This is a genomic window from Labrys sp. 22185, assembly GCF_052045555.1.
Classification (GTDB): domain Bacteria; phylum Pseudomonadota; class Alphaproteobacteria; order Rhizobiales; family Labraceae; genus Labrys; species Labrys neptuniae.
Genome location: NZ_JBQEPH010000012.1, coordinates 169359 through 190189 on the forward strand (window position 1 = coordinate 169359; position 20831 = coordinate 190189).

Sequence of the window (20831 nt, forward strand, 5' to 3'; positions counted from 1 at the left end):
TGCCGCCTTGGCGGCCCGAGCCGGGGCGGTCATGCAAGCCGGGCTGCACCGAAGGCGCAGCCCGCAATCGTGTTCTACGTCGCCGAACTGCGTCGAGAGCCGAGCATGACCGGCTCGCAGCGCCCGGCATAGGTTCTTGCCTCTGCCCGGGCTGCCAGCAGGAATTCGCGGCGGTCGGACGCGCATGCAAGGCAAATCGGCTCATGACGGAATGAAGGGTCGCGATCCATTTCGTGGGCGATATAGGCCTGGGCACAATGACTGCAGCGGATCCTCGCAGTCCATGGATCGTCGACTTCACTTCTGGGGTCGTGCGGCCGCTCCACGATGAACCAGTTCGCGCGCGCGATCCCCAGAGACGCCGCATAGATGACGACGGCTATCGCCAAGGTGATTGGCGGTGCCCAGATGCCGCCAAAGCTGCCGCCGAAGACCAGGAGCAGGCAGCCGACCGCCGATGCGACCACCCAGGCTCCAAGTCCGCCCGGATTGACCAGCGGAACCCGGCCGGGACGAAACTCCAGCATGTCAGCCTTGATCCCGCGCAGGTAGCACCAGCCGACATGGGTCATGGCGACACCAACCCAGGCAACGATGATCACACCCTGGAACTGGAGCGTCTGCAGAAGGTAGCCGAAGACATTGGTGAGCATCACAAGGAAGATCACGACCGACATGATCGCCACCCACACGGTGCGGGGCAATGAGATCTTGAAGGCCCGCGCAAAGAAGTTCTGCATGTTGGTGGATGAAAGATAGAAGTTGATCGTGTTGATCCTGGTCTGGCTGACCCAGACCAGAAGCACGCCGAAGGGCCCCATCAGCGCCACGATGCCGATGATCGCCGACGTCTCCGACAGCGGCCCCACGATCGGAATGGTTTCGGCGATGAAGATCCCGACCGCACCGTTGATCAGCAAGGTGACGACATAGAAGGGAATGCCGAAGCTCGTATTGCCGTTGGCGACGGCGTCCTCTTTGCGGCCGAAGCGGGCCACGTCCCATGTCATCATCACCACGACCCACACGCCCATATAGACCGTGAAGGCGAACCACCAGCCGGGAACACCCATGTCGGCGCTCTTGGCTGGAAGATGAGTCAGCCAGTTGTTTGAATATCCATGTGTAACGATCGCCCAGATGACGCAGGCGATGAGGCCAAGGACGTAGAGAGGAAGCAAAACGCCGTTGATCCGATCCAGCCAGGTGCGGACGCCACGCATGACCAGAGGGGCGCTGTAGCAGCAGACAATGAAATACCACAGACTCATCGGTCCGCCGAAATAATCCTGAAGCGCGATCGCGACGATCGTGCCCTCGGCAATGGCGTAATAGGTGATCGTCACCCCGAACAGCAGCGCGGCGAAAGTCGCGCCGACCTGTCCGAAAACCGCTCGGGAAAACAGCGCCACATTGGTGCCGCTTCGTGCCGCAAAGCGGGCCGCGACATTGCACAGAACGCCGTAGACCACCGTTGATAAGGCAATGCCGATCAACGTATCGACCGTGCCGACCGACAATGCCACGGTACTGCCGACGACGACCCAGAACATGGCGCTCATCAGGCCGAACCAGGCCATCGCAAGCGAAAATCGCGAGCTTCGCCACGTCGGCGGCACGATATGCAAAGAGAAATCCTCGGCGGCTGCCTGGCGCAAGACTCCAGGTTCGTCCTGGTAGATGATGTCCGGTTTTGGAACAGTACTGGCTGTGTCCATGATGTCCCCTCTGTGGTCGCGGTCGTACCAATGTCAGCTGGGGAACCAGGGATCAGTGGCCGGTCCGCAGGATGTGAAATTCCAGCCGTCTCTTGTCGCGGCTGGCTGTTTCCCTACACGCGAGAACTACCTTCAACAGGTGCATGCGCGGACCTGCTCGCGCAGAACGCGAACCGGCGTGAGCCCGGAAGTCGAAGATGTGCGCATTGCCCTGAACACGATGGCGTTGGCGTTCCCAGCCAACCCAGCGCGATTACAGGCCGCCTCAAGGAGCGGCACTGATGCGGAGGCGGAGCGTTCTGGCGCTCCGCCTCCCCTCCACGGCCGCCTTAGGCGGCGCGAGATCTTTGAGTCGCTTCCTTGCCGAGGACCGCCAGCGTCTTGCCCCAATAGGGCACGACCCTACGCTTGAGCATCTGACGAAACTGACTGGTCGTATTGGGCAAAAGCGTACCGTCACCCCAATCGAGGATGACGCCATATTGCCGGATGCAATCCATCTCGTTGAGCTTTCCGGCGCGATAATCGGCAGCGATCGTCTCGGCATTCTCATCGAGCCAGCCCAGGCGAGCTGCAGCAATGTGCTGGCGCTCCCTCTCGGTTGCCTCGACATCGACCTCGTACTGGGCCAGGTCACGGTCGATCACGCTGATGACGACGCCATAGTCGATCCGTGCCCGCTCGAGGCTGACATATTCGTCGGCCACGTCCTCGCAGACCAGTTGAGGGTCGCGCAGCAAGGGATCGCCGACGCCGCCACCGCCGGCGGATGGCCGCGTGAACACGTCGTCCAGCTCGATCGGCAAGTTGGAGAAGATCGAACCGAGATAGCGCTCCTTCTCCGTCCCCTTGTTTAGCCATACGCCGTGCGGGATGGAGGGCAGGCCGCCCCACATACCCCAGGTGACCGAGCGCTCGCGATCGCAGCAATAGGACACCACGATGCGCTCGCCTTCGAAGACGGATCCGCCCTTCTCGGCGCCAAGCCCGCCTCGGGACTCCCCGGGACCTGCCGAGTCCTGAACGAAATCATGGCATTTCGTCAGCACGGGAGCGAGGCGCTCCTGGCCTTCAAGGGGCTGAATGCCATATTGGGCGCCGAACACCGGAGCGGTGGCATTGAAGCCGTCCCGGCCGTTGCGGCCGCCCCAACCGCCTGCCATCCAGTCATACCACATGAAATAGGGACGTCCCTTGATCCTGGTGTCGCGCCCGCCAACCAGCAGATATTCCAGATTGAAGGCGCAACCCATGGTCCGCTCGGGCAGGATCTCGGCCCAAAGGCCGAACACCGAGTTCATCAGCTTTTCGAACGGGCCGGAACAGAAGCCGGCGCAGGGGCTTGGCCAATCGGCGTTCACGACGGTTCCCGGTTCTCCCACATTCACGGTTACCGCCCGGTAGAGGCCGGAGTTCAGCGGCAGATCAGGGAACTGATATTTGGTTCCCGCCACGATACCCGCAAACGAGCCGCCATAGGCCGCATTCAGGAAGGTCGAGATCTGCGGATGCGATCCCGACAGATCGTAATGGGCGTGATTGCCGTCGATCGTGAACTTGATCTTGATCGGGATCAGCCCCTCTTCGAGCTTGGGGTCCTGATCGATATAGTCCTCGGCGTACCAGGTCCCATCGGGCAATTCGGCAAGGCGCGCCCGCATGAGTACTTCGACATAGTCCTGTACTTCCTGGAACGCGGTCTTGATCGTCTCGGCGCCATATTTGTCGCAAAGCCGGATGATCTCACGCTCGGCGACCGCGGTCGCCTCGGCCTGCGCCTGCATGTCACCGATGACGTCGCCGGGATTGCGCGTATTGGCGGCGATCATGCGGGCCACGTCTTCGAGCCAGACGCCCTTGCTCCATACACGCACCGGCGTGATGCGCAGCCCTTCGCCCATATGGTCGAGCGCCGTGATGTTGAAGGATCCCGGTGCTGCGCCCCCCATGTCGGCCCAGTGGCCATTCGCCTGCGAATATCCGATCAGCTCGCCCTTGTAGAACATCGGGCGCAGAATCCGCGTGTCGTTGAAGTGACTGCCGCCGCGGAACGGGTCGTTGATGATGAAGACGTCGCCGGGGTGGATGTCGTCGCCGAACGCCTCGATCACCGCCTTGCAGGTATAGTGGAGCGTTCCCACATGCGCGGCGATGTCGCCCGTTCCCTGCATCACCAGGTTGCCCTGGGGATCGCTCAGCCCCGACGAGAAGTCGCGGCAATAGATCACGAACGAATAGCAGGTTCTCAACAGCTGTTCGGCCATCTGGTCGACGATGTTGACGAAGGCGTTGCGCAGAACCTCGAATGTGATCGGGTCGAGCGTGGTCTTGAACACCGTCTTCCGATCCGCGGGGAGCGGCGGATGCTGAATACCCTTGTCGGACAGTCCTGCATATTTGTTGGAGTTGCTCATGCTGTTCTTCCTCTCCATGTTCCTTTGCCAGGCACCGCTTATGCAGCGTCGAGCTTGATCTGGATGTTGAGCCACTCGTCGATATGGGCGACGCAGTCCGGCGGGATGACAGTGGTCGAGTCGAGCTGGTCGATGATGGCGGGTCCCTTGATCGTGACCCCGGCCGCCAGATGATCGCGGTCATAGAGGTTCGTGGTCATCGCCGCGGGCTGTCCGTGGAACCAGACCTCCCGCGTCCCCTTCGGTGTCGCCTTTGCATCCCTGTCGATCTTGACTTTCGGGAAGGACGGTTTGGGCGTGACGCCGATGGCGCGAACGGTCAGGCGATAGATCTCGACCGGGAAGTCCTCACGCCGGAAGTTGTGCGCCTTCTCATATTCACTGTGGAAGATCGCAATCGCCTCTTTCATCGATTTGATCTGGCCGGAAACCGGCACCGCCAGCGAACGCCACTGGCCGCGATAGCGCATGTCGACAAGACGCTGGAACGTCATGTCCTTCTCCTCGACGCCGTCGGTCTCCAGTCGCTGGCGCCCTTCGGCTTCGATCTCCCTGAACGCCGCCTCGATGTCGGCAGGATCGGCCTCGACGGCATCCTTGAAGAACATCCGGGTCACGTCGTGCTGGACATCGACGAGCATGCAGCCGACCGCCGAGGTCACGCCGGGGTTCGGCGGCACGATCACCACCGGGATGTTAAGCTCGCGGGCAATGTCCACCCCGTGCAGCGGTCCCGCTCCTCCGAAAGCCACCAACGCGAAATCGCGAGGATCATGGCCGCGGGCAATGGAGATCAGGCGAACTGCGTCGGCCATGTTGGCGTTGGCGACCCGGAGCGTTGCGAGCGAGGCATCGATCACATTGAGATCCAGCGCATCGGCGATCTTTTTCATTGCCCCGAGCGCGGCATCACGATCGAGCTTCATCGTACCGCCGGCGAGTTCGGTACCAACGCGGCCCAGAATAATGTTCGCATCGGTATTGGTCGGTTCGGTGCCGCCAGCCTTGTAGCAGGCGGGCCCTGGCACGGAGCCGGCCGATTGCGGGCCGTTGCGCAGCGACCCCGCCTTGTCGAGCCAGGAGAGCGAGCCGCCGCCCGCACCAATGGTGAGAACCTCGACCGACGGGAAACAGATCGGATGGCCCCAATCGACCTCCCATTTGTCGGTCATGCGCAAATGGCCGTCCGCCGCCAGCGAAATGTCGGCCGATGTTCCGCCCATATCCAGACCGATCGCGTTCTTGTAGCCGCACAGGCCGGCAAAATGCCTGCTCGCAATCGCGCCCGCCGCGATGCCCGAGGCCGCGAGCCGCGCCGCATATTTTTCCGCTGTCGCCGGCGTAATCACGCCTCCGCCGGAATGCAGGAGCAGCACGTCGGCCTCATAGCCGGCTTCGCTGGTTCTGCGGTCGATATCGCGTGCATAGGGGCGGATGATCGGCGCCAAGATCGTATTGGCGACCGTCGTCGAAAACCGGTCGTCCTCGAAGATCTCCGGGTGCGTTTCGTGCGACGTGGTGATTGCGACATCCGGCCCGAGCTCTTCGGCGAGAATTTCGGCCATTCGCAGTTCATGAGCGCCATTGACATAGGCGTTGATGAAGCACACCGCGACCGCGGTCACTTTCCGCTTGCGCAGGATGCGCGCGACTTCACGGGCCTCGGCCTCGTTGAAGGGCTCGATGACCTCGCCGCGATAGTTGATGCGTTCGGTGACGGCGAAACGATCGCGGCGGCGAACATAGGGCGGAGTGCCTTCCTTGTAGGCGTCCCAGGGATCTTCTCGGGTACCGCGCCCGATTTCGAGAACATCGCGAAAACCCTTGGTCGTCACCATTGCCGCGGGCTTGAAATTACGGGTTATCAGCGCATTCGTGGCGATCGTCGTGCCGTGGGTAAACAGTTCCACGTCATGCCAATCGATCCGGGCCGCGGCAGCGCCGTTCATCACGGCGTCAATCGGATTGGACGTGCTCGGGACTTTCGCAACGGTTTGGTTGCCGTTGGAGTCCAGAATGAAAACGTCGGTGAATGTTCCTCCAACGTCTATGGCAACTCGAACACGTGACCCATTAGACGCATAGCTGCTCAGTCTTCCGTCTATATTCATAGGCGGACTCCTCCAGATTTACGTTGGACAGTGTGATCCGGACAGCACAACACATGTCGTGCGGTACGATTATCTTTTATGTTTGGGGGGATGGTCACGCACAGTACCTACTGCGCGCTGCGCAACGTGCCGTGACCGCGTTCTCTGTTGAACGTAACTGGTAGCATACGCACAAAATACTGAATTCGCCAAACGTTTTTTTGGGGTCACTGGCTTGGGCCCAGGAGTCCCTGCTTGCGCATAGGCGCGTGGCCGAAAGCGACAGTAAAACCGAGAGGACAACTCCCCGGACGTCCGCAACCGCCTTGCCTTGGGAGGAGCCCCCAAAGCCTCGATGCCCCCAGATCGCAACCTCCCGGTCGCACCAGGGGCTCATCCTCGTGATTCAGTTCGGCCGGTCGAGGATTTATTACAAAGGCGAGGCACGCCCTCTGTCTTACGAGGCTCTTAGCAGGTACCCGAAGTCACCTTTGCGGGCGACGATATCCGCCAGGGAATAGCGATCGAGTGTCGCCAGGAACGATTGCAGTGCTTCGTCCAGCACGCTTGTGAGACCGCAGGCCGGCGCGATGATGCAGGACCCGCAGCCGACCAGATCGAAATCGTCCTCGGTATGGCGGACGAGGGCTCCGACATTGATGTCGGCGGCTGGCTTGGCCAGACGAATGCCACCATGCCGGCCCCGCACGCTTTCCAGATAGCCTGCATTCACCAGATCGTTGACGACCTTCATCAGATGGTTCTGCGAGATGGCATAGGCGCGCGCAATGTCGCCAATCGAGCATAGCGTGTCCGGCTTCCTGGCCAGATACAGCAGGACACGCATGGCGTAGTCGGTGTAGCGCGTCAGTCGCACCGATTTGCTCCAAAAAATATGCATCAATGTTGCATGTTTTATTTCGTCGGTATAGATGCATCCAGGATACATGTTTTTGAACCGATCAAACCCTGTCCTGAAAGCATCCAGATCACAGGAGATGTGATGTCACAGCCGCTCGGTGCGCAAACCATCGCGCTCGTCAAAGCCACCGTTCCCGCCCTCGAGGCCCACGGCCTCGATATCGTGCACGAAATGTATTCGCGCATGTTCAGGAACCACGACATTCGAGACCTGTTCAATCAGTCCCACCATGGCGATGCGGGATCGCAGCCGCGCGCGCCGACCGGCGCCATCCTGGCCTATGCCAGCAATATCGACAATTTGAGCGCGCTGGTGCCTGCGGTCGAGCGAATCGCGCAAAAGCATGTCGGGCTCCAGATCCTGCCCGAGCACTATCCTCATGTCGCCGATGCCCTGCTGGGTGCGATCAAGGCCGTTTTGGGGGATGCCGCAACCGACGAAATCCTCGCCGCATGGGGAGAGGCCTACTGGTTCCTTGCCCATATCCTGATCGCCCGCGAGGAACGCATCTATGCCGAGCAGAAGGAAGCCGCCGGCGGCTGGAACGGCTGGCGCGATTTCCGCGTGGAGGACGTGGTGCGCGAAAGCAGCGTGATCAAATCATTCGTGCTGCGGCCGGTCGATGACAAGGGCGTCATGCCGCACAAGCCAGGGCAGTATCTCACCTTCTGGTTCGACATTCCCGGCCATCCGCCTATCAAGCGCAATTATTCCATTTCGGCTGCAGCGAATGGGCAGACCTATCGCATCTCGGTGAAGCGCGAGCCCCATGGTCTTGCATCGGGATGGCTCCACGACCACGCCGCCGCGGGAACGATCCTCAAGGTGGCGGCGCCGGCGGGCGAGTTCTTTCTTGCCGACCGCCCCGAGCGCCCTGTGGTCCTCCTGTCCGGCGGCGTGGGCCTCACGCCGATGGTGGCGATGCTGGAGGCGTTGGTCGCCACCGGCAGCAGCGTTCCGGTCCACTACATCCATGGGACGCATAATCGCCAGACCCATGCGATGCGCGAGCATGTCCGCGCGCTGGCCTCTCGAGGCAAGGCGGTGCGCGTCACCGATTTTCACCAGACGCCGCTCGCGGATGAGACCGCCGGACGCGACTACGATCTCGCTGGCCTCATCACGGACGGCTGGCTGATTGCCAATACCCCGGCCAGCGAAGCGGACTACTATATCTGCGGGCCGAGGCCTTTTCTGCGGGCCGCGGTTTCGGCGCTGTCGCTCGCAGGCGTGCGATCCGACCGCATCCATTACGAGTTCTTCGGCCCGGCGGACGAATTGCTCGCAGCCTGAGCACTTCCCTTCGGATGCGGGGCTCTTCGGTCGATATCGGCAAGGACTATCGACCGCCTCCATGGCGGCGGTCAGGCCGGCATCGCCCAGCCCTGCGTTCACTTCAGGCCGGTTCCAGCCGCCGGCCGCTCTTTCCGTCGAAAAGGTGCAGCACGTTCCCCTCGCCCTTCACCGAAATCAGGTCTCCCACCTTCACGGTGCTGTGACGCGGAAATTCGACGGTGATCATGCGTTCTCCACCCGCATCCAGGTAGCCAAAGGTCTGCCCGCCGAGACGTTCGACCATCGCCAATTCGCCGGTGAACCACGCCTGGGAGGCGTCGCAGGGCGAAAGGTCTTCCGCCCGGATACCCAGGACGATAGGGGTTCCGGCTACCGCCGACAGCCATGGCACGGCAATCTTGGCCCTGCCGATCGAAAGCTCGCCGCCTCCGTTCAGTTTCACTTCCACGGTGTTCATGGTCGGACTGCCGATGAAGCGCGCCACGAACAGGCTTGCCGGACGGTGATAGAGGTCGAGCGGCGGGCCGACCTGTTCCATACGGCCCGCATTCATCACGACGATACGGTCGGCCAGCGTCATCGCTTCGACCTGGTCATGCGTGACATAGACCGTGGTTGCCTGGATGCGCCGGTGCAGCTTGGCGATCTCGAGCCGCATCTCCACCCGCAAGCCGGCATCGAGATTGGACAGCGGTTCGTCGAACAGGAAAGCCTGAGGATCACGAACGATGGCCCGTCCCATGGCGACACGCTGACGTTGCCCGCCCGACAATTGCCCCGGCCGACGCTCCAGCAGGGGCGCCAGTTTCAGGGTTTCGGCGGCTTGCCTTACGCGCTGGTCGATCATTTGTGGATTCTGGTCGCGCATGCGCAGCCCAAACCCCATGTTCTCGGCCACCGTCATATGCGGATAGAGCGCGTAATCCTGGAACACCATGGCGATATTGCGTTCGGCAGGCGTAAGCGCATTCACCACCCTGTCCCCGATGCGCATCTCTCCACCCGTGATCTCTTCGAGCCCGGCGACCATGCGCAGCAAGGTGGATTTGCCGCACCCCGACGGACCGACCAGCACCAGGAATTCGCCCTCGGCGATATCGAGGTCGACACCATGGATCACCGTATGGGTGCCGTAGGACTTGCGAATATCCCTGAGGCCAATGCCCGCCATTGCGTTCTCCCCGATGCTGCCTGCGACAAGCGAGGCCTTTCCAGCCCTTGACCTAATTATCAATATCAATAATGATAATTGCAAGAGGTAAGCGAACACTCACAAGGTGGGCGCCAGCACAAGGGGGAGACATGAGCGAGCGGCCAGCATCTCGGCGTTTCGACCCGGCACTCCGCGCCAAAGGCACCCGGCCCGGCCCTGTCGCCCGCTCGGCGATCGCCTTCGATGCCCTCAAGCACGACATCATGCTCGGCGAACTCGCTCCCGGCGAACCGCTGGTGGAACTGGAACTCGCCGCCCGTTTCGGCTGCAGCCAGGGCACGGTGCGGGAAGCACTGCTGCAGCTCCAGGAGGAAGGGCTGGTGCATCGGCGCGGCCATCGCGGCACCCAGGTCTCGGACTGCACGGCCGACGAGGCCGTGGAGATGTTCCGCGTCCGCAAGCAGATCGAATGTGCCGGTGTACTCCGCGCCCTGCGCAACCCCAGCCGCAGCCTGCTTTCCGATCTGAAGGCACTGGTCGAAGCCATGGAGGAAGCCGCGCGGGAGGATGACGAGATGGGGCTTGCCGCCTTCGACCGCGATTTCCACCGCCGCCTGTTCCACGATGCCGACCTGCCCGCACTGGATCCGATCCTGCATCGCTGCCTGATCCACAACCACCGCTTCAAGATTTCGCGCACGCAAGGCCAGCGCGATCTCGTGCTGACAGCCCAGCGTCATCGGCCGCTGGTAGCCGCAATCGAGGCCGGCAACAGCGCCGCGGCCGTGACCTCCCTTGAGCACCATATCGCGACCATCGTCGATTTCGGGCCCAACGTTTTTCCGGGAGCAGGGCAATGAACCTCCCTTTCCCCGACATGCGGGTCGAAGAATTGCCCGGCCGGCTCGATCCGGAGCTGGCACGCCTCCTGGCCGCCATCGACGATGAGATCGGTCCGCAGCCCGATACGACGCTGCTGCCGCCGGCAGAGGGTCGCGCCCTTGCCGCGCGCCTCAACCAGCGCTGGAACCGCGACCTGCCGGCAATGGCCTTTGCGGGCGACGTCATCATCCCCGCGGATCCGGCGCTCCCGTCGGCCGACTGCCGCGTCAAGGTGCTGATCCCCCCGCAGGCGGGAGACGGTGCCCTGGTCTTCGTCCATGGCGGCGGCTTTGCCTTCTGCAGCCCTCAGACCCATGAACGGTGCGCCCGGGTCCTCGCCATCGAGACCGGCCTGCCCGTTCTCATGCCCGACTATCGCCTTGCGCCGGAGCATCCCTTCCCGGCGGGGCTGCATGATGTGATTGCCTGTCTCGGCAGTGTCTTCGAGAGCACGGCCCCGTTCGGCATCCGCCCCGGCCCGCTTCTGCTGGCCGGTGACTCGGCAGGCGCCAACCTTGCCCTGGCGGCCATGCTTCGCGGACAGGCCAATGAATACAAGGCCCCCGACGGCGTCCTGCTCTTCTATGGCGTCTATGACGCGGATTTCGAGACGGCGTCCTATCGGCGCTTTGCCGAGGGGCCCGGTCTCACCACGGCGCGGATGCAGCGCTACTGGAACTGGTACCTGCCCGATCCGAAGGCACGCCAGGAGGCACTCGCTTCGCCCCTCCATGCCAGTGACGAGGCTCTGCGTGGTCTGCCGTCGCTCTTCCTTCTGGCCGCGGAGATCGATCCGCTCTTGTCGGACACACTCAATCTGGCAGCGCGCCTGCGCTCGGTGGGACGGCCGGCCGAGACACACGTTGTCAAGGGCGTGACGCACGGCTTTTTACAGATGAGCATCGGGCTGAGCGCAGCCCGCAACGCCCTCAAGACCGCAGGTCAAGCGGCAACGTCAATGATCAAGCCGGCATGAACCGGCATCAAAGCACATTCCTCGGGAGGAGATGATGAGAACAGGACTGAAGAAAACGCTGAAGGCACTCGGCGTCGCCTGCGCCCTGAGCGCCAGCATGATGCTCGGGGCCGCCAAGGCGCAGACCGTGCGCTTCTGGTATCATTTCGACAATCCGGCCAACCCGATGGACGATCTCATCAAGAAGTTCGAGGCAGCCAATCCCGGCATCAAGGTCGAAGCCGAAAACGTGCCGTGGAACTCCTATTACGACAATCTCTACACGGCGATCGTCGGCGGCAATGCACCCGATGCCGCCATGGTGAAGCTGTTCGCCCAGCCCCGCCTCGTCGAGATGGGAGCCCTGGAGCCGATCGGCGACCGCATCGATGCCTGGCCCGGCAAGGCGGACCTGCTCGACAATCTCCTCAATCTCAACAAGGGGCCGGACGGCAAGCAATATTATCTGCCGATCCAATATGTCGTTCTCTATCTTTATTACCGCGCCGACCTGTTCAAGGCCGCGGGGCTGGAGCCGCCCAAGACCTGCGACGAGTTCCGCGAGGACGCCAAGAAACTCACCAAGGCGCCGGAGACCTATGGCTTCGGTCTGCGCGGCGGCAAGGGCGGCTGGGACCAGTGGGGCACTTTCGTCTTTTCCAGGGGCGCCAAGCTCGAGCCGGGCGGCCTGACCACGCCGGAAGCGATTGCCGCCAACAAATGGCTGGTCGACATGTTCCGGGAGGACAAGTCGATTCCGCCCTCCGCGCCCAACGACGGCTTCCAGGAAATCATCGCAGCCTTCAAGGCCGGCAAGACCGCGATGACCATCCACCATGTCGGCTCGTCCAACGACCTCGTCAAAGCCCTGGGCGACAAGGTCTCGGCGGTACCCGCCCCGGCCTGCAACGGCAAGCAGTGGACCTCCTATGGCGATGAATCGCTGGCGGTCTTTTCCTCCTCGCAGGCGAAGGACGCCGCCTGGAAATGGATCTCCTTCCTGGCGGAGGGACAGAACAATGTCGAGTTCAATAAGGCCACCGGTCAGATGACGGTGACCAAGTCGGGCTCGGCCAACTGGACGCTGCACCAGCGGCGTTTCGTGGATGCCACCGTGCAGTCGCTGCCCTTCGCCTCGGTGCTGCCGCAGACCCCGGCCACGACCGAATTCGTCAACACGGCCTGGCAGACCAACATGCAGCAGGCCCTGACAGGCGCAGCGACGCCCGAGCAGATGATGCAGCAATTGCAGACGCTGTTTGCAAACTAGGTAAGGGCACCGGGCTTTCTGTGCGCCGCACAGAGAGCCCCTTTCTCCCCTCTCACCATCGCGCCGGGCCATGTCGCTGCACTCGTCCACCTCCGAACTCGATCGGGAATTCGCGGTCCCCCTGCGGGCGCGGCTGATGCCCTATGCCCTGCTGGCGCCGGCCTTGCTGGTGGTGTTTGTCGTCGTCTTCGTCCCGATGATCGAGGCCGTCTATACGAGCCTGTTCGATCTGGTGCTGTGGAAGCCCAATGCCGCCAGATTCGTCGGCTTGAGCAACTACATCAAGCTGTTCGCCGATCCGGTGTTCTGGACGGCGCTCTGGCACACGGTGATCTGGATCGGCCTCACGGTGCCGCTGCAGATGGGGCTCGGCCTGGTTGCCGCCCTGCTGCTCAATCGCGATTTTCCCTGGCGCGGCCTTGCCCGCGCGCTGATCATCATCCCCTGGGCGCTGCCGAGCGTTGTCATCGCCTTGATGTGGCGCTGGATTTACGATCCCAACACCGGCGTGCTCAACGACATGCTGCTCGGCGTGCATCTGATCCAGAGCGCAGTGCCCTGGCTCGCCGATCCCAATGTCGCGCTCTATGCCGTGATCGCCACGCTCACCTGGCAGGGCTTTCCCTTCTTTGCCGTGATGATCCTCGCCGCCCTGCAGGGCATTCCGCGCAGCCAGTATGAGGCTGCCTCCATCGACGGCGCGACGCCCTGGCGCCAGTTCGTCAACGTCACCCTGCCCGGCATTGCTCCGGTCCTGGCGACCGCCGGGCTGCTTCGCGTGATCTGGGTCGCCAACTCCATGGACGTCATCTTCGTGATGACGGGGGGCGGTCCCGGCTACGCGACCCACACCTTGCCCCTCTACGCCTTCATCAAGGCGCGCCAGAATCTCGATTTCGGCTATGGCACGGCCATAGCGGTGACCTTCACTATCCTGCTCGGCGTCTTCGTCGCCATCTACATCATCCGCACCATGAAGGAGGTCGAGCGATGAACAAGCCGTCGACCCTCCGGCGCATTCTCACCACCGACCTGCCGGTGGCAGCGATCGTGCTCTTCGCACTCGGGCCCTTCGCCTGGATGATACTGACCTCGCTCACGCCGTCCGAGCGCATTGCGGCAAGCGGGGTTTCGCTGTCGCCCATCGGCTGGAGCTTCGACAATTACACCCGCCTGTTCGAGCAGACCTCCTTCCTCGGCAATATGGGCCACAGCCTGATCATCGCCCTCGGCACCGTGGTCGTCGGCCTCGGCGTCTCGGTTACGGCCGCCTATGCCTTCTCGCGCTTCCGCTTCCTCGGGCGCAGGGCGATCATGCTGCAGTTCCTGCTGGTCAACATGTTCCCGGTGGTGCTGCTGATCCTGCCGCTTTTCGTGCTGATGCGCCGGCTCGGCCTGCTCGACACCCATCTCAGCCTGATCCTGGCCAACGCCACCGTCGCCATTCCCTTCGCGGTGTGGATGCTGACGAGCTATGTGGCAGCCATCCCCAGGAGCCTCGACGAAGCGGCAATGATCGACGGCTGCTCGCGCCTGGCGGCCCTGCGCCGGGTGGTGCTGCCGCTTGCCATGCCCGGCATCATCTCCACCGGCATCTATATCTTCATCACCGCCTGGAACGAGTATCTCTACGCCCTCACTCTGGGCGGCAAGAACGTACGCACGGTGACCGTGGCGATCCAGACCCTGATCGGCGAATACCAGATCGAATGGGGGCTGCTCGCCGCCGGCGGCGTGGTCGGCGCCCTGCCTGCGACTCTGCTCTTTCTCATCGTGCAAAAACGCCTGGTTGGCGGCCTGACCCAAGGAGCGGTGAAGGGATGATGAAGCCAGCACCGCGCCTGCCCTCTGCAAACTGTGAAGCCAAACAATGAATCCTATCGGCCTGATATCGATGCAATATGCCCGGCCTTTTGCCGCCGAGCACTTTCCCCTCTTCGCCCGCATGAAGGAGCTCGGTTACGACTTCGTCGAACTCCTGGTGCCCGAGCCCGGCGAAATGGATCTGGCAGCGGCCCGTGCGGCCCTGGCCGATGCCGGTCTCGGGGTGGTGTTGGCGGCTCGCGTCAATCTGCAGCGTAACCTGTCCTCGGAAGATGCGGCCAGCCATCGTGCCGGCATCGACTATTTGAAATATGCCGCCGACTGCGCGGCCGCGCTCGGCGCGACATTGGTGGGCGGTCCCCTGACCGGCAATCCGCTCGTCTTTGCCGGCCGTGCGCCCCAGCCGGTATCCGAGACCGAACGCCTTGCCCGCAAGCAGCGCTGCGTCACCGGCCTGAGGGAAGCAGGCGATCATGCCGCCCGCCTTGGCGTGACCCTCGCCGTCGAGCCCCTGAACCGTTTCGAAAGCGACGTGTTGTGCACCACGCAGCAGGCGATGGAGTTGCTCCAGGCCGTCGATCACCTCGCCGTGCGGCTGATGCTCGACACCTTCCACATGCATATGGAGGAAGCCTCCATCTCGGAAGCCATCCGCCTAGCCGGGTCTCTCCTCGTGCATTTCCAGGCCAATGAAAATCATCGCGGCTTTCCGGGAACCGGGGCCACGGACTGGGTCGACGTCTGCCGTGCCCTTCATGACATCGATTATGACGGGCCTGTCTCGCTCGAACCCTTCCGGCGCAACGATGATCGTTTCGGCGTGCCCCTGGCGCAATGGCGCGCGCCGCATGAGGACGAGAGCAAGCGCCTCGCCGCCTCCGCCTCCTTCATCCGCTCCCATATCTCGCTGACGGAATTTCGCAGATGACCTTGAATATTGGCTGGATCGGTTGCGGCGTGCACGCCACCCAGATGCTGCTGCCGCAGCTCCTGCGCCATGACGTAAAGATTGCAGCCCTTTGCGACATCGACGGCAAACGCCTGGCCGATGCTGGCCGCCAGTTCGGCGTCTCGACACTGCTCACCGATGCGATGGAGCTGATCCGTACGCCCGGCATCGATGCCGTCGGCATGGCCGTCGGCCCCGATCAGCACCTCGCCTTCGGCAAGGCCGCACTGGAGCACGGCCTGCCCGTTTTCATGGAAAAGCCTCCTTCAGGTTCGGCCGAGGGGGCCCGCCTCTTGCGTCAAGCGTCCGAGAAAGCCGGCAAGCCGCTGCTCCTCGGCTTCATGAAACGCTATTCGGTGGGCAACAAGATCGCGCACAACATCCTGAAGTCCGGCCGGTTCGGCCCCGTGCTCGGTCTCACCGGCTACTACATGACCGCGCCTGGCTATTTTGCCGGCAATGTCGACTACACCGGTTTCTTCCTGCACCACTGCGTGCACTATATGGATCTCGTCTCCCACCTCGTCTCGCCCGTCACCGGCCTGACGGCCCGCAAGGTGGAGAAGACACCGGGCCGGGTGCTGTTCCATATCGCCCTGGACTTCGATTGCGGCGCCATCGGCACCATCGCGATGGGCACGATCCAATCGCGGGGCACGCCCGTCGAGCGCATCGAAGTGATGGGGGATCATCAACGCCTGGAAATCGAAGACGTGGTGGAGGTGCGTTGGCATCGCGATCCCCCTTTCAAGACCGCCGATGCAGCGGCAACCCTCACCGACAGCCAGGACAGCCTCACCTGGAAACCCAATTTCACCGCCGCCGCCAACGAGGATTTCAAGGGCTACCACGCACTCCTCGCCGACGTCGTTCCGGCGCTCAGGGGGGAAGACACGCCGGCTCCGAGCATTCAGGACGGCGTGGTTGCGATGGAAAGGCTCGAAACCCTCAGGAAGGTTCTGGCGCTATGACCCCGAGAATGGACCCGGCCTGTAGCAGCCGACAATTCGCCCTTGCGCGGCGATGGCCAGCCGGCGATCACCAACAGCCCGGGAGCTTTTTTCGGCGGCCCGAAACACCGCATCCAGTTCCGTGATCAGCGCCGACGCCCTAGATCCAGAAGAGCACTCGAAATCGCGGCCCCGGTCCATTCGCGACATAAACGCCGTCGAGGTAGTGTACGGCGACGATGCGATCCGGGGTAATGCCGTGGTGCGACAGGGCAGCGTTCAGGGCTTCGACCGTTGCGTCGGTGGTGATCTCGTCAATGGTCGCTACGTTCGATCGGGATGCTAAAGCCATGTGATTCTCCCTTCTATCGGGAGCGCGACGGCGCGCTCGGAGTCGTTGGGAAGACGGAGCGTGGGACACAGCCAGCTCGAAAACCGGCGCACCGAAGCGCCAAGATTACGGGTAGCCGCATTAGCCAACCCCGGGAGACATGATTCAGCCCGAAGTGACGAAATTATGATCGAGGCGACGATTTACATCGGCCGGAGCAGCTCGGCATTGGAGTGGATCCTGGCATCGAGCCAGGCCAGGCCGCTGATTGTCAGCCGCTAAGCGATCTCCTCGATGGGTCGATGCGCAGGGCGCGCGTCGAACTTGGGTCACCCCGCAAGCGGCTCACAAATGCTTGTATATCGTGGTTCGCGACAGTCCCAGAGCGCGTGCCGTATGCGTGACGTTTCGGCAGGAGCGATATGTCGTCCTGATCTCCTGACAGACCCGGCGCGCCAGACCACGGTCCCGGCAAGCCGGGCAAGCATCACCCACGTCCTCCGACCCATCGACGAAGCAGGTCTCGTCGACGAATGGTCCCCGTTGGCGCATGAGCAGGCGCTGGAGGGCGCTGCGAAGCTCGCGGATATTGCCGGGCCATTCGCGTTGAGCCAGCCTCGCGATGACGGCATCGGTGATCGCCATTCCCGGGGCCAGTTCCTGCAACAGGTGCTTGACCACGAGCGCAAAGTCGGTGCGGGCCGCCAGCGGCGGCAGATACAGAACGAGGCCGTTGAGACGGTAGAACAGGTCGGCCCGGAATGTCCGCTCCGCCGCCATCTCCTCCAGATTGCGGTTGGTGGCGGAGATGATCTGGACATCGACCTTGTGGATCTTCAGCCCCCCGACAGGCCGTACTTCCATGGCATCGAGAAAACGCAGTAAAGCCGTCTGGGCGGACAGGGGAACATCGGCGACTTCGTCGAGGAACAACGTCCCCCCATCGGCCTGTCGAGCCAGCCCGATCGATCCCTCCGCACGGGCATTGGTGAAGGCGCCCTGCTCATGGCCGAAGATCTCTGCGACGAAGAGCTGTTCGGCCAAGGCACCGCAATTGACGGCAACGAACTCCCCGCGCCGGCCGCTCACCGCATGGATATGGCGCGCCATCAATTCCTTGCCGGTGCCCGTCTCACCGGTGAGATGAACGGGCATGCCCATGGCGACGGCTTGCCCGATGTCGGCCATCGCGGCCTTCAACGTCTCGTCCGCACAGACGAACTCCGGCATGGGTCCGGCCCTGCCATGCTGCATCGCCGGCGGTTCCCGGCGCAGATTGCGAACCGTTAGCCCGGGAGCGATCTGGCGGCAGACCATCAGGACCTGACTGCCGGCCGCATCGCGTATGGGGAAAACGCCCCCGCGCAGAAGGCCATCCAGTGCCCTGGCAAAAGGCATCTCGAACAGCGTGTCGAAACTCACACCGGCGGCGGTCGGCAGCCCGGACAACAAGGCGGAACCGGGACGGTTGAGCGCCGTGACCACACCATCCCGCGAAAGAGCCAGCAGCCCTGCCGAGAGCGTATCGAGATATTCCGCGCGCGGATGGAAGGCCAGGATGAAGTTGTCCGCGCATTCCTGGAAGATCAACCCGTTCTCGATCTGGGCCGCGGCCATGCGCACCAGCGCATGCGTATGCTGCTGCCGCGCCTCGTTGGCGCAGGATGCATCGAGCAATCCCAGGACCTGGCCATGCGAGTCCAGGATGGGCGCCGCCATGCAGCTCAAATGGGCGTGGCAGGTAAAGTAATGCTCCCGGCCGAAAACGCCGACCGGCTGGCTGCTGTCACTGGCCAGCCCGAGGGCGTTGGTGCCCCGCCGGGCCTCATCCCACAGGCTGCCGGGAAGGATGGAGCGCCCTGCCACGCTCTCCGTGAAGGCCTGATCGCTGATGGTGTCGAGTACCATGCCGCTCGCATCCGCCAGCGCGATCATCAGATTAGAGCCGGCGATCTGAGCATAGAGAACCTGCATCTCGGCAAGAGCCAGCCGGCGCAGGCCCTCCATTTTCTGGCGCCGACGCGTCACCGCCGCAAATGGCACCACCTCACCGCGGGGCTGGAGACGCGGATCGAGACCCAGATCCCTGCAACGCTGCCAGCTTTCGGCGATCGGCACCGGCAAGGTGCCGCCGGGCAGGCGATCACCGCGCTCAAGGGCATTCCGGGCCCGGTCCATTCCCGACAGGATCTGCATGATCTATTCCTCGATTTCGACAGCCCGGCCGGCAACGCCGTTGCCTGGGAGATCTGTACGCCGATTGGACACACCGCCCGCATAACTGTTCAGTTTCGCGACACAAACAGCTCGATGAAATTCAAGCAATGCCTTGAAAAACCTAATATATTCATTCTGGCACGAGGATTGCTGCCGTTCCGTCGAAGCGTGGACAAGCCCGCGCTCGCGGAGGAAACGACAATGAAGGCGCAAGTGCTCACCCGCTATGACGACGATCTGAAGGCCGGCCAGTGGGTCGATCTTCAGGAGGTTCCCGATCCCAGGATCGAAAAGTCGAACGACGTCATCGTGCGGATCGGCGGAGCGGGCGTATGCCGCACCGATCTCCACATCATCGAGGGCGTCTGGCGCCCGCATATGGACCCGAGCGGCGACCAGCTGCTCCCACTGATCATGGGGCACGAAAATGCCGGTTGGGTCGAGGCGGTCGGCAAGGAGGTCGAAGGCATCAAGGTCGGGGATCCCGTCATCGTCCATCCCAAGATCTCGGGCGGCACCTGCCTGGCCTGCCGCCGCGGCATGGACATGCACGGCCCGGGCCGCTTTCCGGGGCTCGACTGCAACGGCGGCTATGCGGAGTTCCTGTGCACCTCCGAACGCAATATCGTGCCGCTTCCCAAGACACTCGCGCCCAAGGAAGTCGCGCCCTATGCCGATGCCGGCTTGACCGCCTATCGCGCCGCCAAGAAAGCGACGCGCCACCTCCTGCCCGGGGAAAGCTGCGTGGTGATCGGTGCCGGCGGCCTCGGCCATATCGGCATCCAATGCCTCAAGGCCATGTGTGCCGCCGACGTCATCGTGGTCGACAAGTCCGACGCCTCCCTGGCGTTGGCGGGCAAGATCGGAGCCGACAAGCTGGTGAAGGCAGACGGCAACGAGGTGGAAGCCGTGCTCGCACTCACCGGTGGCGCCGGCGCCGAAGCCGTGATCGACTTCGTCGGCGAGAAGGGCACGACGGCCAAGGGCCTCGCCATGACCCGATCGGCCGGCAGCTATTATGTCGTCGGCTATGGCGAGGACATCCGGGTCCCCACCGTCGACATGGTCATCACGGAAAAGAACATCATCGGCAATCTGGTCGGAACCTGGGCCGAGCTCGTCGAACTGATGGCCCTGGCCGATCGCGGCCTGGTCGAGCTGACCACGGTGGAATACCGGTTGGCCGATGCCAACAAGGCTCTCCAGGATCTCAACGCCGGTAGGATCCATGGTCGCGCTGTCCTCATTCCGTAACGAGAAAAGCGCCGGCCTCCTCCCGATCGGTGGAGGTCGGCCCCTCCCCTTCCCGCGCCCGGACGAGCGGGGCGGCGGGAGGGCGGCGTCAAGGCTGAAAGGGCGCGCCATGTGCAAGGTCCTCACGAGCCAGAGCCCCCTCCATTTTCGCAAGGCGAGCCGATCGATGCGTATCGCCGGGCATTCGACGACGGTGAGGCTGGAGGCGGCGTTCTGGCAGGTCCTCGACGAAATGGCCCGTCGGGAAGGGCTTTCGACCTCCCGGCTGATTTCGGTGCTTTACGAGGAAGCCCTCGAGCGCCACGGCGCCGCTCCCAATTTCGCCTCGCTCCTGCGTACCGTCTGCCTGCTCTACCGGGGGATGATCCCGCCGGAGGGCTGACACTCCGAAAGAGGCCGGGTCGCTCCGGCCTCCTCTCCCATCGCCTCAGCTCGCCTTTGCGACCTTGACGATCCGGTCCTCGGCGATCCAGCGCGCCGTCAGGATCAGCGCCCCCATGGCAAAGTCCTTGTCATGGGCGTCGATCATCTCGCGAGCGAGGTTTTCCAGCTTCTGGAAGAACAGGTCCTTGCTCTCTTCCTCGCGGGTCTGCTCTGTCGGCATGT

General features: G+C 63.0%; 18 protein-coding genes. 10 read left to right on the forward strand and 8 right to left on the reverse strand.

All coding sequences use genetic code 11. The features are described 5' to 3' along the window. Positions 1-74: 74 nt before the first annotated feature. From ACTJKX_RS22515 to ACTJKX_RS22530, 4 genes are all read right to left on the reverse strand, one after another. Positions 75-1718: a purine-cytosine permease family protein gene (locus ACTJKX_RS22515; RefSeq protein ID WP_440726583.1), complete on the reverse strand. Its 1644-nt coding sequence runs from the start codon at positions 1716-1718 to the stop codon at positions 75-77. 329 nt (positions 1719-2047) lie between these two features. Continuing rightward, on the reverse strand, positions 2048-4132 hold the full coding sequence (locus tag ACTJKX_RS22520) for a hydantoinase B/oxoprolinase family protein (protein ID WP_440726584.1): 2085 nt from the start codon (positions 4130-4132) through the stop codon (positions 2048-2050). Between the two features lie 38 nt (positions 4133-4170). Beyond that, positions 4171-6243: a hydantoinase/oxoprolinase family protein gene (locus ACTJKX_RS22525; RefSeq protein WP_440726585.1), complete on the reverse strand. Its 2073-nt coding sequence runs from the start codon at positions 6241-6243 to the stop codon at positions 4171-4173. Between the two features lie 436 nt (positions 6244-6679). After that, positions 6680-7099 (reverse strand): RrF2 family transcriptional regulator, encoded by a 420-nt coding sequence (locus ACTJKX_RS22530; protein WP_440726586.1) that lies wholly within the window; start codon positions 7097-7099, stop codon positions 6680-6682. Between the two features lie 126 nt (positions 7100-7225). Between ACTJKX_RS22530 and hmpA the strand changes: the two genes are divergently transcribed. After that, positions 7226-8437: an NO-inducible flavohemoprotein gene (gene hmpA, locus ACTJKX_RS22535; protein WP_440726587.1), complete on the forward strand. Its 1212-nt coding sequence runs from the start codon at positions 7226-7228 to the stop codon at positions 8435-8437. Positions 8438-8540: 103 nt separating this feature from the next. Here the strand turns inward: hmpA and ACTJKX_RS22540 are convergent, their stop codons facing one another. Further along, positions 8541-9611 carry an ABC transporter ATP-binding protein gene (locus tag ACTJKX_RS22540; protein ID WP_440726588.1) on the reverse strand — a complete coding sequence of 357 codons (1071 nt, stop codon included), beginning with the start codon at positions 9609-9611 and terminating at the stop codon, positions 8541-8543. Between the two features lie 131 nt (positions 9612-9742). On the opposite strand from ACTJKX_RS22540, the gene ACTJKX_RS22545 reads away from it, so the two are divergent. The 7 genes from ACTJKX_RS22545 to ACTJKX_RS22575 all read left to right on the forward strand — a co-directional run bounded on the left by ACTJKX_RS22545 (position 9743) and on the right by ACTJKX_RS22575 (position 16444). Then, positions 9743-10453 (forward strand): GntR family transcriptional regulator, encoded by a 711-nt coding sequence (locus ACTJKX_RS22545; protein ID WP_394312895.1) that lies wholly within the window; start codon positions 9743-9745, stop codon positions 10451-10453. After that, a complete protein-coding gene (locus ACTJKX_RS22550; RefSeq protein ID WP_440726589.1) occupies positions 10450-11451 on the forward strand; it encodes an alpha/beta hydrolase in 1002 nt (333 codons plus the stop codon). Before ACTJKX_RS22545 ends, ACTJKX_RS22550 begins: the two co-directional genes overlap by 4 nt. A 31-nt stretch (positions 11452-11482) precedes the next feature. Continuing rightward, positions 11483-12700: an ABC transporter substrate-binding protein gene (locus ACTJKX_RS22555; RefSeq protein WP_440726590.1), complete on the forward strand. Its 1218-nt coding sequence runs from the start codon at positions 11483-11485 to the stop codon at positions 12698-12700. A 70-nt stretch (positions 12701-12770) separates the two neighbouring features. Beyond that, positions 12771-13694 carry a carbohydrate ABC transporter permease gene (locus ACTJKX_RS22560; protein ID WP_440726591.1) on the forward strand — a complete coding sequence of 308 codons (924 nt, stop codon included), beginning with the start codon at positions 12771-12773 and terminating at the stop codon, positions 13692-13694. Further along, complete coding sequence (locus ACTJKX_RS22565; protein WP_311943352.1) at positions 13691-14524, forward strand: carbohydrate ABC transporter permease; 834 nt, start codon at positions 13691-13693, stop codon at positions 14522-14524. Before ACTJKX_RS22560 ends, ACTJKX_RS22565 begins: the two co-directional genes overlap by 4 nt. Before the next feature lie 46 nt (positions 14525-14570). Beyond that, complete coding sequence (locus tag ACTJKX_RS22570) at positions 14571-15452, forward strand: sugar phosphate isomerase/epimerase family protein (RefSeq protein WP_440726592.1); 882 nt, start codon at positions 14571-14573, stop codon at positions 15450-15452. Next, positions 15449-16444, forward strand: a complete 996-nt coding sequence (locus ACTJKX_RS22575) for a Gfo/Idh/MocA family protein (RefSeq protein ID WP_394312900.1) — start codon at positions 15449-15451, stop codon at positions 16442-16444. The genes ACTJKX_RS22570 and ACTJKX_RS22575 overlap by 4 nt, the downstream gene beginning before the upstream one ends. Before the next feature lie 139 nt (positions 16445-16583). On the opposite strand, the gene ACTJKX_RS22580 is transcribed toward ACTJKX_RS22575, so the two are convergent. Both ACTJKX_RS22580 and ACTJKX_RS22585 read right to left on the reverse strand, forming a co-directional pair. Next, positions 16584-16775: a hypothetical protein gene (locus ACTJKX_RS22580; RefSeq protein WP_311943345.1), complete on the reverse strand. Its 192-nt coding sequence runs from the start codon at positions 16773-16775 to the stop codon at positions 16584-16586. Positions 16776-17099: 324 nt separating this feature from the next. Beyond that, a complete protein-coding gene (locus ACTJKX_RS22585) occupies positions 17100-18950 on the reverse strand; it encodes a sigma-54-dependent Fis family transcriptional regulator (RefSeq protein WP_440726593.1) in 1851 nt (616 codons plus the stop codon). Positions 18951-19172: 222 nt separating this feature from the next. Between ACTJKX_RS22585 and ACTJKX_RS22590 the strand changes: the two genes are divergently transcribed. Then, a complete protein-coding gene (locus tag ACTJKX_RS22590) occupies positions 19173-20225 on the forward strand; it encodes an NAD(P)-dependent alcohol dehydrogenase (RefSeq protein ID WP_311943341.1) in 1053 nt (350 codons plus the stop codon). Positions 20226-20391: 166 nt separating this feature from the next. Further along, a complete protein-coding gene (locus tag ACTJKX_RS22595; protein WP_394312906.1) occupies positions 20392-20607 on the forward strand; it encodes a ribbon-helix-helix domain-containing protein in 216 nt (71 codons plus the stop codon). A gap of 45 nt (positions 20608-20652) precedes the next feature. Here ACTJKX_RS22595 and ACTJKX_RS22600 read toward each other — a convergent pair whose 3' ends face one another. Further along, complete coding sequence (locus ACTJKX_RS22600) at positions 20653-20829, reverse strand: hypothetical protein (RefSeq protein WP_440726594.1); 177 nt, start codon at positions 20827-20829, stop codon at positions 20653-20655. Between the last annotated feature and the right edge of the window lie 2 nt (positions 20830-20831).